The sequence below is a fragment of the Paraburkholderia sp. HC6.4b genome (assembly GCF_014200875.1).
Classification (GTDB): Bacteria; Pseudomonadota; Gammaproteobacteria; order Burkholderiales; family Burkholderiaceae; genus Paraburkholderia; species Paraburkholderia tuberum.
Genome location: NZ_JACHDC010000038.1, coordinates 1 through 14,561, shown reverse-complemented (window position 1 = coordinate 14,561; position 14,561 = coordinate 1). Strand labels below are relative to the sequence as shown.

Genomic DNA, 14,561 nt, shown 5'->3' with positions numbered 1-14,561 from the left:
ATCTTCGGTCCGGCACGCCGAAGGCGGTGCCTATCGGCTGGGCGCGCGAGATGACAGCGCGTTCCATTCGTGTCCCTCAACCCGCCGCTCGCGAGGAGCCGATCATGGCTGAATCGATCCAAAGCTCGATGCCGAATTCGAAGAAGATTGTATTCGGCATCTATTTCTTCCTGCTTCTTCTGATGGCGCTGTGTCCGCCGTTCTATCTAGGCGTCAGCGGCAGTAAGCAACTCGTACTCGGCGTACCGCTGCCGATCTTCTACTGGATCGCGAACGCGGTCCTGGTCGGGCTCGGCATATGGGCGCTGTACGTGGCCGAAGGCGTGTCCGGCGAACTCGCCAACGAAGGAGAACCGACATGACCCACTTCACGAATCCCGGCAACCCGGTCGTCACGTTCGGCATGATCGTCGTGTTTCTCGTTGCGATGATCGCGGTTCTGTATGCGACCAACCGCCGGAGCACAAGCTTCTCCGACTATGCCGTCGGCGGCCGCTCGTACGGCCCGTGGTTCGTCGCGATGAGCTACACGAACTCGTGGTGGCCCGGCTCGACGTTCACCGCGTTCTTCGCACTGTCGGTCGGCGGCGTGCTCGGTTTCTACGGGATGGTCTACGCGACGCTCGGCGTGACCGCGATGTATCTGATGGCAAACCGGGCGTGGTCGTGGGGCCGGCAGTTCAACCTGACGACGCAGCCAGACCTCCTCGGCATGCGCTACAACAGCCCGGTCGTCAAGCGAATCGCGTCGATCATCGGGATCATCTCGGTGTTTCCGTGGGTCGTGATGGGGATCCAGGCGCTCGCGACGTTATTCCAGTTCGCAACGTTCGGCCAGTGGACCGTGACGGCTTGCCTGACTGCTGGTGTTGTGATTGTACTGATCCGCCAGTACTGGACCGTCAGCATGGGGATGCGGGGGCTGATCATGACCGACATGTTCCAGGGGCTGATTGCGTACGTGCTGTGCGCGGTGCTGTGCATCCTGTTGCTATTCGGCAACCACGCGTCATTCTCGCACCTGTCGCAACTGCCGGCGAAGATGCTGCTGATTCCCGGCGACGCGCGTACCGGTTACGGTCCTTGGTACATGTTCAGCCTGATCTTCACCGGTGTGATCGGCTCAATGTGCTGGCCGATGAGCTTCCAGCGGATCTATACGGCGAGCGGCGTAAGGGCCGTCAAGAAGGGCACGCTGCTGACGATGCTGCTGGTTGGCGGCTTCTATTGCATCCTGATGCTGTTCGCGGCTGCCGCGAGTCAGGACCCGAACGTAGCCGCACAGCCGCAGCACGGTTGGTTCGTCGCACTCGCCGATATCGGCGGCTCGTGGCTTCTCGCGGTGGCAATCGTGATTGTGCTTGCGGCGAGCATCGGCCATGTCGACGGTTGTGTGCAGGTCTGCGGCACGCAGTTCGCCAACGACCTCGCGACGTGGAATACGCCGCGCACCGATCGCCAGTTGATGGTGTTGTCCAAGGCGGGCATGGTCGTGTTCATCGTCGCAGCGGCGATCCTTGCATATCTGACTTTCGACTACAGCCGACTGCAATTACTCGCGCAGATTTCATATCAAGGGATCATCCAGCTTGCGGTCCCGCTGTTCTTCGGCATCTTCACGCGGCGTGGCAACAAGCAGGGCGCGATTGCGGGAATGCTGGTGGGCATTGCAATCGCGATCGTGCTGACTTCCGTCTATCCGGACGACATCCGCGCGCTCGGTTCGCTGACCAGCGGGATTGTCGGGCTCGCAGCGAACTTCGTCGTGTTCGTCGTGTTTGCGTTAGCGATCAAGCCGTCGACCGACGAGATCGCCCGGCTCGACCGGCTGTTCGCGAAGCCTGTGCGCGGCCGCGCACCTTCGACGGTCGCCGTACCGGTAACACATTAAGGAAAAGCGGCCGCGGCGGCCGGCATGGATCTCGCATTTTGATGCTGCCGCGGCATCGAGAATTTGACTCAACGGAGGCCGGATGACTTTAGCGATTTTCGATCTTGACGACACGATTATCAATGGAGATTGCGCGAATTTGTGGAGCAGCGAGATGGCACGCCTGGGATGGGTCGGCGACGCCGATGCATTTGTACGGCAAAACGACGAGATGATGCGTGCCTACGGCGAAGGGTTGCTTACGATGGACGATTACATGAAAGCAACACTCGCACCGCTCGCCCGTCGCCGCGTCGTTGATGTGCGCCATCAGATCGATGCGTTTGTTGAACAGGTGATCGAGCCGAGGATTCGGGCCGACGCGCGGAATGTGATCGACGCCCATCGCCAGCGTGGCGACACCCTGCTGGTGATCTCGGCGTCGAGCGCGCATCTGGTCGAGCCAATTGCGGCGCGAGTCAGTATCAATCATGTTCTGGCGATTGATATCCAGACGGAGGACGGTGTCTATACGGGACGCACCTCTGGCGTACTGACGTATCGGGAAGGCAAGGTAGTTCGGCTGCGCGCATGGCTAAAGGCGCACGACGAAAGCCTGGCCGGTGCCAGCTTCTATTCCGACTCGCGAAACGATTTACCTCTGCTGTGCGAGGTCGACAGGCCGCACGTGGTCAATCCGGACCGGGTGCTGGCAGCGCACGCGAAGGAGTGTGGGTGGCCTGTGTTGACATGGCACTAACGTGCGCGGCACTCTGGAGCAACGCGAGATGAGCTATACCGAAGCGATCGGCACACGCACCTACCGGTTCGACGATCTCAAAACGTTGCTGGCGAAGGCGAGCCCGCTGCGCTCGGGCGATCAGCTCGCCGGCACCGCGGCGGCCAGTGAGGAAGAACGCGTCGCAGCCAAGATGGCACTCGCGCAGGTGCCGTTGCGCACCTTCCTCAACGAGGCATTGATTCCGTACGAAAGCGATGAAGTCACGCGCCTTGTCATAGACGATCACTCGCCCGAAGCTTTCGCCGAGATATCCCATCTGACGGTCGGCGATTTCCGCAACTGGCTACTCAGCAGCGAGACGGATGCCGATGCACTCACGCGTATCTCCGCCGGCCTCACACCGGAGATGGTCGCCGCGGTGTCGAAGCTGATGCGTAACCAGGACCTGATCGCGGCGGCGCGCAAGCGTCCGGTGATCACACGCTTTCGCAACACCGTGGGATTGTCTGGCCACATGTCAGTGCGCTTGCAACCGAATCATCCGACCGACGATGTCAAGGGCATCGCCGCCTCGATGCTCGACGGCCTGATGTACGGCTGCGGTGACGCGATGATCGGCATCAATCCGGCTACCGACAGCCTGGCCGCGATCACCACGCTGCTGCTGATGGTCGACGATTTCCGGCAACGCTATCAGGTGCCGACGCAATCATGCGTACTGACGCACGTCACCAACACGATTGCCGCAATCGGCAAGGGCGCGCCGGTCGATCTGGTGTTTCAGTCGATTGCCGGTACGGAAAAAGCGAATGCCGGCTTCGGCATTTCGCTTGCGTTGCTGCAGGAAGCCTATGAAGCGGCGCTCTCGCTCAATCGCGGCACAGTCGGCAACAACGTGATGTATTTCGAGACGGGGCAGGGCAGCGCGTTGTCGGCGAATGCGCATCATGGCGTCGACCAGCAGACCTGCGAAGTGCGCGCCTATGCGGTGGCACGAAAGTTCAATCCGTTTCTCGTCAATACGGTGGTCGGTTTCATCGGACCGGAATACCTCTATGACGGCAAGCAGATCACGCGCGCGGGTCTCGAAGATCACTTCTGCGGCAAGCTGCTCGGCGTGCCGATGGGTTGCGACATTTGCTACACGAACCACGCGGAAGCCGATCAGGACGATATGGACAACCTGTTGACGCTGCTCGGCGTCGCGGGAATCAACTTCATCATGGGCGTCCCCGGCGCGGACGATGTGATGCTGAACTACCAGAGCACCTCATTCCACGATGCGCTTTATGTGCGCGACGTATTGGGCCTAAGGCGTGCGCCGGAATTCGAAGAGTGGCTGGAGTCGATGCAGGTCGCCGACGCGCTCGGCGTGTTGCTCAATGGCGCGATACGGCAACCATTGCTGGAAGGTGCGCGCGAATGGATGGGGATCGCATGAGCAACGACTTCCTCGAAAAGAACCCCTGGAGCGCATTGCGTCAGTTCACCAATGCGCGTATCGCATTGGGTCGTGCCGGCAACAGCCTGCCGACTGGGCCGCTGCTCGCGTTCAATCTATCGCACGCGCAGGCACGCGATGCGGTGCATCATCCGCTCGACGCTGATTCGCTGCATGAGCAGTTGCGCGCGAACGGCTTCACCACGCTCGATGTGCATAGTGCTGCGCCGGACCGTCAGCATTACTTGCGGCGTCCGGATCTGGGGAGACGCCTGTCGGAGGAGAGCCGCGAGGCGCTTGCGCAAGCCTCCATCGAAGCGCCGGAAGTGGTGTTCGTGATTGCCGATGGGCTGTCGGCCTGTGCTGCTGCAAAGCAATCCATTCCGCTTTTGAGGGCCGTCTCTTCACGCCTTGCGGATTGGAGAATCGGTCCGGTGGTGGTCGCTCGGCAAGCACGGGTGGCGCTTGGCGATGAGATCGGCGAAATTCTGCGGACCAGGCTCGTCGTGATGCTGATCGGCGAACGTCCCGGGCTGAGCTCGCCGGATAGCCTCGGCATCTACCTGACGTACGCGCCTAAAGTAGGGTGCGCCGATGCGCAACGCAATTGCATTTCGAACGTGCGCCCCGAAGGATTGAGTCACGGCGCAGCCGCGCACAAGCTGCACTATCTGCTGACGCATGCGCGCCGCTTGGGCCTCACTGGCGTGGGACTTAAAGACGAGAGCGATGCATTGCTGGAAAAGGCGGCCAAAGACGCGTCTACGGCGATCGCAGCACCGGACGCCAACTAACTTCGATGTTGTGGAGGTTGTCATGGTCATCCAGTCCAATCAGACAGCACTGCCTCTTTCGTTCGAACTCGACCTGCGCGCATGGACAAACGCCGTGTACGAAGAAGCCTTCGGAGAGGGATTCATTCGCGTGCCTTGGGAACCTGACGACGCGTTCGTCCGGCGATTGCAGTCTTTTTTCCGCGCCGGCCTGTCGCCTGCTGAAGCTGTGAGCGCGTGCTTCTGTCTGAACCACTAATGCCGAACCGGCCTGAGTATGAAAGTCGAGGTCCGCGATCGACAGGCCGGACAGATTGACAGACACGGTAGCCGATCAATCGCACGGTCCGCCTTCCAAGGAAGTTGCTTAGGGACAGATAGACTCACGTGCCGTGAAGCGCTTCACCAAGCGCATGAATGGCGGCCGAGCCTCGCAAGCGGCGGGTCGCCACCTGCGAGGCCCATGCACTCTGAACAGCACGGCTGCCGAATCAGAACCCGGCAGCCAGTCCGTCGCGCCGGCTGTCGCTCGCGGCGACATAACCGCGCTCGGGGTCGTTGCGATCGAGCTTGCAGATGTACTGCCCGGAGCCGAAGTCCATATACGGATCCTCGACCGACTTGATCGTATGGCCGAGACCCTCGAGCGCGCGCACCGTGTCCTCATCGAGCGTCGCCTCGACGTCGACCGAGAAGTCGCGATTGACCTTCCAGCGCGGCGCGTCGCAGGCGGCCTGCGGTTGCTGGCCGTAGTCGAGCATGCGCACGATCGATTGCAAATGCCCCTGCGGCTGCATGTCACCGCCCATCACGCCGAAGCTCATCACCGCTTCCTGCCTGCCGTCCGCCTGCTGGGTCAGGAAAGCAGGGATGATCGTGTGGAACGGGCGCTTGCCGCCCTCGACCACGTTCGCCGACTTCGGATCCATTGAGAACCCGTAGCCGCGGTTCTGTAGCGAAATGCCGGAATCCGGCACCACGATGCCCGAGCCGAAACCCATGTAGTTCGACTGGATGAAGCTGACCATCATGCCGCGCTCGTCGGCCACCGACATGTAGATCGTGCCGCCCGCCTTCGGCATGCCGAAGTCGAATTGCGTGGCACGCTTCGGGTCGATCAGCTTCGCGCGCGACTTCAGGTACGCGTCGTCGAGCATCTGTTCGGGCGTGACCTCCATCGAACGCGGATCGGCGACGTACTGGTAGACGTCGGCGAACGCGAGCTTCATGGCTTCGATCTGCAGGTGCTGCGAGTCGATGCCGTCAACCGGCAGCGAGCCCACGTCGAACTGTTCGAGAATGCCGAGCGCGATCAACGCGGCAATGCCCTGACCGTTCGGCGGAATTTCGTGCACCGTGTGGCCGCGATAGTCCTTGCTGATCGGTTCGACCCAGTCGACGCGGTAGTTGCGCAGGTCGTCCATCGTGAGCGCGCCGCCGCCCTGGCGCGAGAACGCGGCGAGCTCTTCTGCGATCTCGCCTTCGTAGTACGCACGCGGGCCTTGTTCAGCGAGCTTGCGCAGCGTCTTCGCGTGACCGGGAAAGCGCACGAGTTCACTGACTTCCGGCGCCCGGCCGTGCGGCATAAACGTGTCGGCGAAACCGGGCTGGTTCCTCAGTTCGGGCACGGCCGCCGCCCACTTGTACGCAACGATGCTCGCCACCGCATGGCCCCGCTCGGCGATCTCGATGGCCGGCTCCATCAGATCGGCGAACGGCAGCGAGCCGAACTTCTGATGCAACGCCTCCCAGCCGGCGATCACGCCCGGCACCGTCACTGCATCCCAGCCGCGCTTGGGGTGCTTCGCGAGACCGTTTTCCTCACCGTACTTACGCTTGAAGTAATCGACGTTCCATGCCGCCGGCGATACGCCGGAAGCATTCAGGCCATGCAGCTTTTTGCCGTCCCAGACGAGCGCAAACGCGTCGCTGCCGAGGCCGTTAGAGACTGGCTCGACGACCGTGATTGCCGCGGCCGCGGCAATCGCCGCATCGATGGCATTTCCGCCTTTCCACAACATGCGCAGGCCGGCTTGTGCGGCAAGCGGATGGGACGTCGAAACGATGTTGCGCGCGAACACGGGCAAGCGGGGCGTTGGATACGGGTTTTGCCAATTGAAACGTGTCATTGAAAACTCAAACGAAAGTGATGGGAGGGCAGTCGGCCGATTGAAGCGGTGATGGAATCCGGTTACGACTCGCGCGGATCGAGCGCATCACGCAGACCGTCGCCAAGCAGGTTGAAACCGAGCACGGCCAGGAAGATCGCGATGCCCGGGAAAATCGACATCCACGGCGCCTGGCTGACAAAATCCTTCGCGGTGTTGAGCATCGAACCCCACGACGGCGCGGGCGGCAGCTGGCCGAGCCCGAGGAACGACAGGCTCGCTTCGGCGATGATCGCGGTCGCGATCGTCAGGCTGGTCTGCACGATGATCGGCGGCAGCACGTTCGGCAGGATGTACCGCACGATGATCCGTGCGTGGCCAAGGCCGATTGCCCGCGCGCCTTCGACGTATTCCTCGGCCTTCACGGTGATCGCCTGGCCGCGCGTCAGCCGGACGAAGCGCGGCATCGCGGAGATGCCGATCGCGGCCATCGCGTTGGTCAGGCTCGGTCCGAGGAACGCGGCGAACGCGATGGCGAGGATCAGGAACGGAATCGACAGCAACGCATCGGCGATTCGCGAGATCACGCCGTCGACGAGCTTGCCGAAATAGCCCGCCAGCAAGCCGAGCGGCACGCCGATCACGACCGCGATGCAGACCGACACGACGCCCGCCAGCAGCGACGCGCGCGCGCCCCATAGCAGACGGCTCAGCACGTCGCGGCCGAGTTCGTCAGTGCCGAACCAGTGCGCGGCCGAAGGCGCCTGCCGCACGGTCATGAAGCTGGCCTGCACCGGGTCGTAGTGTGACAGCCACGGCGCGAATACCGCCATGAAGACGATGAGCAGCACGAGCGCCGCGCCAAACACGGCGGCGCGATTGCGCATGAATTTCACGAGTCCGCGGCGCTTGCGGCGCGGCAGTACCGTCGTCTGCGACGCAGCGGCCGATGCGTGAACGGGGGTGGCGGGAGTAGCCATCAGCTGCGTCTCAGTCGGGGATTGAGAAGGACGTACAACACGTCGGCGCACAGGTTCACGACGATGAAGCACAGCGCGGTGACGAGCACCACACCCTGCACGACCGCGTAGTCGCGATTGAACACGGCATCCACGATGAGCTTGCCGAAGCCGGGGATCGTGAAAACCTGCTCGGTCAGCACCGCACCCGCAAGCAGTTCGCCGAACAGCAGCGCGAGCACGGTGACGATCGGAACCAGCGCGTTGCGAAAAGCGTGCTTGATGACGACGGTGCCGCGCAGCAGCCCTTTGGCACGCGCGGTCCGGATATAGTCGGTGCGCAGCACGCTCAGCATCGCGCTGCGCGTGTGGCGCATCAATTGCGCGCCGAGCGAGGCGCCGAGCACGAAAGCGGGCATCAGCATGGTCTTGATGCTGAGCCAGAAGTTTTCGGTCGGCGACACGTAGCCGGACGACGGCAACAGATGCCAGCGCACCGACACAATGAAGATCAGCATGATGCCGAGCCAGAAGTTCGGAATCGACATGCCGGATAGCGCGAAGATATTCGCGCCGTAATCGAGCGCGCCGCCGCGGCTTGCGGCGGAGATGACGCCCGCCGGAATACCGATACCGATCGCGAAGGTCATCGCCATCGCCGCGAGCTGTAGTGTGACCGGCAGCTTCTGCGCGATCAGCGACGTCACCGGCACGTCGGTGCGCAGCGACGCGCCGAGATCGCCATGCACGACGTCACGGACCCACAGCGCGTACTGCGTCGGCACCGGCTCGTCGAGGTGGTACTTGACGCGCAGCGACGCGATCAACTGCGGATCCTGATCTTCGCCGGCCATGGCCGTCACCGGATCGCCAGGCAGCAGCTTTTGCAGGCCAAAGATCAGCATCGACACGAGAATCAGCGTCGGAATGGCGACCAGCACGCGATTTGCAATGATCGGCAGCATGATCGGTCAGCCCTTGATACTGACGCCGCGCAGGCGGATCAGGCCGTCGGGATAGGGCGTGAAGCCTTGCACCTTCTTCGACAGCTCGAACGGCCACGGCTGGTTATAGACATAGATGATCGGATCATCGTCGGCGAGCAGCTTCGACGCCGCGTCGTACTCTGTTTTGCGGTCCGCGGTGGTCAGTTTCACGCGCGCGGCGTCGAGCAACTGGTCGACTCCGGGGTTGCAGTAACGCGCGTAATTGAGGTTGCCGGCGCACGTGTTGAACTGATGCAGGTTGCCGTCCGGATCGACACGGCCCGACCAGCCGAGATACATCGCCTCGAAGTCGCCGGTGTGCGCGGCATTGAGTTCGGTCGCATAGTCGGTCGGCCGCAGCTTCAGGTTGAAGCCGGCTTCGCTGACCATCGCCTGCATCATCTGCACGATCTGGCTCGACACCGTGTTGTTCGGGTAAGTGAACTCGATGTCGACGTGCTCGTGGCCCGCCGCCTTCAGCAGCGCCTTCGCCTTCGCGATGTCGCGATGCTGCATTGGGAGCGACGCGTTGTAGTACGGGCTCGACTTCGGCACCGCCTGATTCGCCGGCGCGAAGATACCCGCGCCGATCACCTGGTTGATCGCGTCGCGGTCGATCGCGAGTTCGAATGCCTGCCGCACGCGCTTGTCTCTCAGCACCGCGTTGCTGCGCTTGCCGTTACCGATGTTGAACGTAACGTAGTAGTAGCCGAAGCCGCTGACCGGCGCGAACTTGAAGTTGGTGTCGCTCTTGACCGACGCCACATCGGACGGCGCGAGGCGCTCGAGCATGTCGAGCGAACCCGAACGCAGATTGGCGAGGCGCACGGTGCTGTCCGGAATCGGCAAGAAGATCACGCGCTGGATCGGGTATTTGTCGGCGTCCCAGTAGCCAGGGAATTTCTCGAGCACGACGCGATCGTTCTGCACGCGCTGAACGAACTTGTACGGACCCGAACACACCGGATGCGCGGCAACGCCGGCCGGATCGGCGAACGTCTTCGGCGCGAGCATCATGCCGGCGCGGTCGGTCAGCGTCGCGAGCAGCGCGGCGTCCGGCTGCTTCAACACGATTGCAACCGTGTAGTCGTCGATCACGTCGACGTGATCGACCGACGCGAGTTCGCTCTTGCGGTTGCTCGTCTGCAGCGTGCGGTCGCGGTCGAGGTTTGCCTTGACGGCGGCCGCATTGAACGGCTCGTCGTCCTGGAACTTCACCCCTTGACGCAGCTTGAACGTCAGCGTCTTGCCGTCGGCGCTCGTCGTCCACGACGTTGCCAGCATCGGGACGATCTTCAGATCGGGCGTGATATCAACCAGCGCGTTGCACATCGACGCAAACACGATCCGGTCGACGAGCTGCACGCTGCGAGCGGGGTCGAGCGAACCGATGTCGTCCTGCAAGCCGATCCGTATCGTCTGACCGGTCTGGGCCATCGCGGCGCTGGCGCTGAGTGCGAGCGCTGCGGCAATCAACATTCTTCGCATGAGGAGTTCCCTTTGTTTCCAATTCATAAAATGGTTTGGTGAAGGGGCAGCGGCGCGGCGCGCGGCTCGATTCTTCACTGGAATTTCATCTCGACCACCGGCTCAGTCGCCACCGGCCGCGGCCAGCGTCGTTTGGCGGTTGCGGTAGATCGCGAGCCGCTCGATCAATTTCGGGCTGACGCTCGTGGCCAGCGGCGCGCCGCCGCCGGCGTTCTGGATCTCGCGCCAGAAGTGGCACGCGACCTGCCGTCCGTCCTCGAGTCGTTCGCTGGTTGGCCGCGCTTGCGCGCAGTACGGCTTCGCATGCGGACAGCGCGTATGGAAACGGCAACCGGAAGGCGGCGCGGTCGGACTCGGCAGATCGCCGGACAACGAAGGCTTCGCACGCCGCTCGTGCGGGCTACTCGCCGGAATCGCGCGCAGCAGTGCTTGCGTGTACGGATGCAGCGGCGCGTCGAACAGTGCATCGACATCGGCCAGTTCGACGATCTCGCCGAGATACATCACGGCGACGCGGTCGCTCATATGGCGGATCACCGCGAGGTCATGCGCAACCATGATCAGCGTGAGGCCGAGGTCCTGTTTCAGTGTCTCGAGAAGATTGATCACCTGCGCCTGCACCGAGACGTCGAGCGCCGACACCGGCTCGTCGCCGACGATCAGCTTCGGCTCACCGGCCAATGCGCGCGCGATGCCGATCCGTTGTCGCTGGCCGCCGGAGAATTCGTGCGGGTAACGGTCCGCGTAGGCCGGTTGCAGGCCGACCGTGCGCAGCAGTTGGGCGACGCGCTCGCGGTGCTCGGCGTTGTTGCGCGCGAGCCCGTGCAATGCGATCGGCTCGCCGACGATCTGGCCGATGGTCATGCCCGGATTCAGCGACGCGAACGGATCCTGAAAGATGATCTGCATTTCGCGGCGCAGCCGCCGCAGCGGCGCGCCTTGCTGATGCGTGATGTCCTTGCCTTGATAGAAGATGCGGCCGTCTGTCGAGTTGATCAAACGGAGCAGCAAGCGGCCCAGCGTGGACTTGCCACAGCCAGATTCGCCGACGATCGCGAACGTCTCGCCGGGGTGGACCGCGAACGACACGTCGTTGAGTGCATAGACGGTTGGCGTGCGCGTGAAGAGCTGCCGCGTACCGCCAAAATGCTTTGTCAGTGAGCGCGCCTCGATGATCGGCGTCGGCGAATTCGAGGCCGGGTGTGCGTGCGGCGTCGGTTTAGTGGGCGTCGTCATGCAATTTCCTTGCGCAATAGCGGCGCGGCGATCTGTTCGACCGGAGCGAGCCAGCACGCGACGCGATGCACGCCGGCGATCACCCTGTCGGGCGGCGCGGCGTCAATACAGCGTTGCTCGGCGAACGGGCAGCGCGGCGCGAAGCGGCAGCCGTGCGGCATCAACTCGGGCGACGGCACTGAACCGCGGATCGTCGCGAGCGCGCCTTCGCGCTTGCCGACCGACGGAATTGCGCCCATCAGGCCGATCGTGTAAGGATGCTGCGGGTCGTCGAACAGATCGGCGACGGTACCGTATTCGACGATGCGTCCCGCGTACATCACCGCCACGTGGTCGGCGACTTCCGCGACGACGCCGAGGTCGTGCGTGATCAACACCATCGCAGTGCCGGTCTCGGCTTGCAGATGTTTCACGAGCGCCAGCACCTGCGCCTGGATCGTCACGTCGAGCGCGGTCGTCGGCTCGTCGGCGATCAACAGGCGCGGGCGGTTCGCGAGCGCCATCGCGATCATCACGCGTTGGCGCATGCCGCCGGAAAGCTGATGCGGGTACGCATCGAGCCGGGTTTCCGGCGCCGGGATCCGCACTAGCCGCAGCATCTCGAGCGCCTGCTCGCGCGCCTGCCCGCGCCCGATATCGCGATGCCGCCGGATGCTTTCGCCGATCTGCTCGCCGACCGTGAACGCCGGGTTCAGCGACGTCATCGGCTCCTGAAAGATCATCGACAGCCGGTTGCCACGAATGTCGGCCAGTTCGCGCTCCGACAGTGAGAACAGGTCCTTGCCTTCGAAGTGCGCGGTGCCGGCGACGCGTTGCGCAGGCGGACTCGCGAGCAGCCCCATCAGTGCGAGCGACGTCACGCTCTTGCCGCAGCCCGATTCACCAACGATGCATAGCGTCTCGCCAGTGCCGACTGAGAACGACACGTCGTGGACGAGGTTCGGCACCTCGGCGGCGCGCGAGAACTTCAACGAAAAGCCGCGGACCTCCAGAACCGGTCGGCGGGCGGCATCGGTCATGCTGGGAACTCCATATCGTGCTGCTAGTCCTGTTCAAAGGCTGTGCTGGCGGAAAGTATGTGGTGCGCTTCACGATGGAAAATATTAATATTTCTTACCGATACTTAACTTTTCCTTGAGCATGAGCGATGCCGACCCTCCGCATGTTAAGAACCTTTCGAGCCGTCGCGCGGACCGGATCATTCGCGGCAGCGGCCGGGAGCGTCGCGCTGACCCAAGCGGCGGTCAGCTTGCAGATGCGCGGGCTCGAACAGGCGCTGGGCCGGCAGCTGTTCGACCGCAGCGGTCGGCAGATTGCGCTGAGCCGCCACGGACAAGAGATCTGGCCGAAAGTCGAGCAGATTTTCGACCTGCTGGCCGAACTCGAGGCGACGCCGGCGGGTTCGATGGTCGGGCCGGTGACCATCGGCGCGATGGTGTCGGTGATCGGCGCGCTGTCGCTGGTCGTCGCGCATTTGAAGGCCGCGCATCCGCAACTGGACGTGCGGCTGCTGTCGTCACGCTCCGACGAACTGGCGCGGATGGTGGAGGCGGGTGAGGTCGATATCGCGGCGATCGTCGCGCATGCCGACACGACGCTATCCGACACGCTGAAGTGGACGACGCTATACACGGAGCCGCTGATGCTGGTGGTTAGCCGCGAAATCGGCGACAACGATCCGCAGAGGGTCCTGCGCAGCCACCCCTTTCTGCGCTTCGACCGGCGGGTGCGCACCGGGCGCGTCGTCGAGCATGCACTGCAGACAGCCGGCGTGACGGTCAACGAATTCCTCGAACTCAACTCGATCGAGACGATCGTCGCGCTGGTGCGCGAAAATGTCGGCGTCACGGTGCTGCCGCTTCTGCATCGCGGCAACTGGCAAAACGATCCGTTACTACGCGTGCTGTCGATTTCGGATCCGCCGGTGTTGCGCACGGTCGGCATGATCCAGCGCGCGTCATATGACCGGCCCGGCATCACGCGGGCGATTATCGATGCGCTGCACAGCGACTGGGCGCTTGACCCTTCGATATCCAGGCCGCTTGCGGATCCGTGAAGGACTAACTTTACTCTGTCGATAAATTCATGCCATTGCAGAAACTCCTTCAGACGTGGCATGAGGAAGCGATGGTCGGGAAATTGTCGTTCGATGAGTACCTGGAGCATCTTTGCGAGGCACTCGGGCACAGCGATCGCAACGCTGGGCTGGTGGGATACTGCCAAGGCTTGATGTTGCCGTTGCGGCGTAAAAGCGTGGAGCCGCTGGCCGCCCACCTCGAACCTGAACGTGTCAGCGCGCGGCACCAGTCGTTGCATCACTTCGTTTTGAAATCAGAGTGGTCAAATACTGCTCTGCTTTAGCGAGTAAGACGCTGGGTGTTGCCGCATATGAATCCTGCCAACGGGCTGTTCTGATAGCTTATGAAACCAACGAGTAAAATTGCTAGGCGGCAGACAGCGGGCTGTTGCCAGAACATTGCAACTGTCCTTTCTTGATCATGTGCATTAATTCGACGCTACTCAGAATGACACGCGCACAGTTGAGATCCTTGAATCCGAGCATCGGTCGGGTTCGGCGTTTGATGGCCCGATGGTACTGCTCCACGATGTTGTTCAAATACTTGATCTGAAGAACCTTGACGGGCATCTCGCGCTCGGCATTCACCGCGTTAAGCGCGGGGCCGCTTTTGTCGATGGTCACCGTCTCGTGCGAACCGTTCTGACCGATTGCCTTTTTGAAGAAACGCCGCGCAGCAGGCTTATCCCGCCTTGCTCTGAACAGAAAGTCAATGGTATTGCCCGCCTTATCCACTGCGCGGTAAAGATATTTCCACGAGCCCTTGACCTTGATACTTTCGGTAACCATGCGGCGCGCGTCAAGCAAGTTGTCGCCTCACTCATGCAGCCAGAGGCTGTTTATTTGCGCTGATCGACGCCATCTCGACGACTGAGTCGCGT

General features: G+C 62.5%; 13 protein-coding genes and 2 pseudogenes. 8 read left to right on the top strand and 7 right to left on the bottom strand.

The genetic code is table 11. The features are described from left to right. The first annotated feature begins 104 nt into the window (after positions 1-104). From HDG34_RS37655 to HDG34_RS37630, 6 genes are all read left to right on the top strand, one after another. Positions 105-362: a hypothetical protein gene (locus HDG34_RS37655; RefSeq protein WP_184068819.1), complete on the top strand. Its 258-nt coding sequence runs from the start codon at positions 105-107 to the stop codon at positions 360-362. Continuing rightward, positions 359-1,891, top strand: a complete 1,533-nt coding sequence (locus HDG34_RS37650; protein ID WP_184068816.1) for a sodium:solute symporter — start codon at positions 359-361, stop codon at positions 1,889-1,891. Before HDG34_RS37655 ends, HDG34_RS37650 begins: the two co-directional genes overlap by 4 nt. A gap of 82 nt (positions 1,892-1,973) precedes the next feature. After that, the gene (locus HDG34_RS37645) at positions 1,974-2,630 is read left to right on the top strand and encodes an HAD family phosphatase (protein ID WP_184068813.1); all 657 of its coding nucleotides are present in this window, start codon (positions 1,974-1,976) and stop codon (positions 2,628-2,630) included. Positions 2,631-2,658: 28 nt separating this feature from the next. Further along, on the top strand, positions 2,659-4,053 hold the full coding sequence (locus HDG34_RS37640) for an ethanolamine ammonia-lyase subunit EutB (protein WP_184068810.1): 1,395 nt from the start codon (positions 2,659-2,661) through the stop codon (positions 4,051-4,053). Further along, positions 4,050-4,847, top strand: a complete 798-nt coding sequence (eutC, locus tag HDG34_RS37635; RefSeq protein ID WP_260321468.1) for an ethanolamine ammonia-lyase subunit EutC — start codon at positions 4,050-4,052, stop codon at positions 4,845-4,847. Before HDG34_RS37640 ends, eutC begins: the two co-directional genes overlap by 4 nt. Positions 4,848-4,869: 22 nt before the next feature. Further along, the gene (locus HDG34_RS37630; protein ID WP_184068804.1) at positions 4,870-5,085 is read left to right on the top strand and encodes a hypothetical protein; all 216 of its coding nucleotides are present in this window, start codon (positions 4,870-4,872) and stop codon (positions 5,083-5,085) included. A 232-nt stretch (positions 5,086-5,317) separates the two neighbouring features. On the opposite strand, the gene HDG34_RS37625 is transcribed toward HDG34_RS37630, so the two are convergent. The 6 genes from HDG34_RS37625 to HDG34_RS37600 form a co-directional block, all read right to left on the bottom strand. After that, positions 5,318-6,955: a gamma-glutamyltransferase family protein gene (locus tag HDG34_RS37625; protein WP_184068801.1), complete on the bottom strand. Its 1,638-nt coding sequence runs from the start codon at positions 6,953-6,955 to the stop codon at positions 5,318-5,320. Positions 6,956-7,017: 62 nt separating this feature from the next. After that, on the bottom strand, positions 7,018-7,914 hold the full coding sequence (locus HDG34_RS37620) for an ABC transporter permease (protein ID WP_184068798.1): 897 nt from the start codon (positions 7,912-7,914) through the stop codon (positions 7,018-7,020). Further along, entirely contained in the window at positions 7,914-8,858 is a 945-nt protein-coding gene (locus HDG34_RS37615; RefSeq protein ID WP_184068795.1) for an ABC transporter permease, read from the bottom strand. The genes HDG34_RS37620 and HDG34_RS37615 overlap by 1 nt, the downstream gene beginning before the upstream one ends. A 6-nt stretch (positions 8,859-8,864) precedes the next feature. Beyond that, positions 8,865-10,367: an ABC transporter substrate-binding protein gene (locus HDG34_RS37610; protein WP_184068793.1), complete on the bottom strand. Its 1,503-nt coding sequence runs from the start codon at positions 10,365-10,367 to the stop codon at positions 8,865-8,867. A 102-nt stretch (positions 10,368-10,469) separates the two neighbouring features. Then, on the bottom strand, positions 10,470-11,603 hold the full coding sequence (locus HDG34_RS37605) for an ABC transporter ATP-binding protein (RefSeq protein WP_184068790.1): 1,134 nt from the start codon (positions 11,601-11,603) through the stop codon (positions 10,470-10,472). Further along, on the bottom strand, positions 11,600-12,622 hold the full coding sequence (locus tag HDG34_RS37600) for an ABC transporter ATP-binding protein (RefSeq protein WP_184068787.1): 1,023 nt from the start codon (positions 12,620-12,622) through the stop codon (positions 11,600-11,602). The genes HDG34_RS37605 and HDG34_RS37600 overlap by 4 nt, the downstream gene beginning before the upstream one ends. Before the next feature lie 128 nt (positions 12,623-12,750). On the opposite strand from HDG34_RS37600, the gene HDG34_RS37595 reads away from it, so the two are divergent. Together HDG34_RS37595 and HDG34_RS37590 are read left to right on the top strand one after the other, a co-directional pair. After that, positions 12,751-13,659: a LysR substrate-binding domain-containing protein gene (locus tag HDG34_RS37595; protein WP_184068784.1), complete on the top strand. Its 909-nt coding sequence runs from the start codon at positions 12,751-12,753 to the stop codon at positions 13,657-13,659. Positions 13,660-13,730: 71 nt separating this feature from the next. Further along, positions 13,731-13,961 (top strand): annotated as a pseudogene (locus tag HDG34_RS37590) (transposase); the annotation flags it as partial. An 85-nt stretch (positions 13,962-14,046) separates the two neighbouring features. On the opposite strand, the pseudogene HDG34_RS37585 reads toward HDG34_RS37590, so the two are convergent. Then, positions 14,047-14,454: pseudogene (locus HDG34_RS37585) on the bottom strand (transposase); the annotation flags it as partial. Positions 14,455-14,561 lie beyond the last annotated feature (107 nt).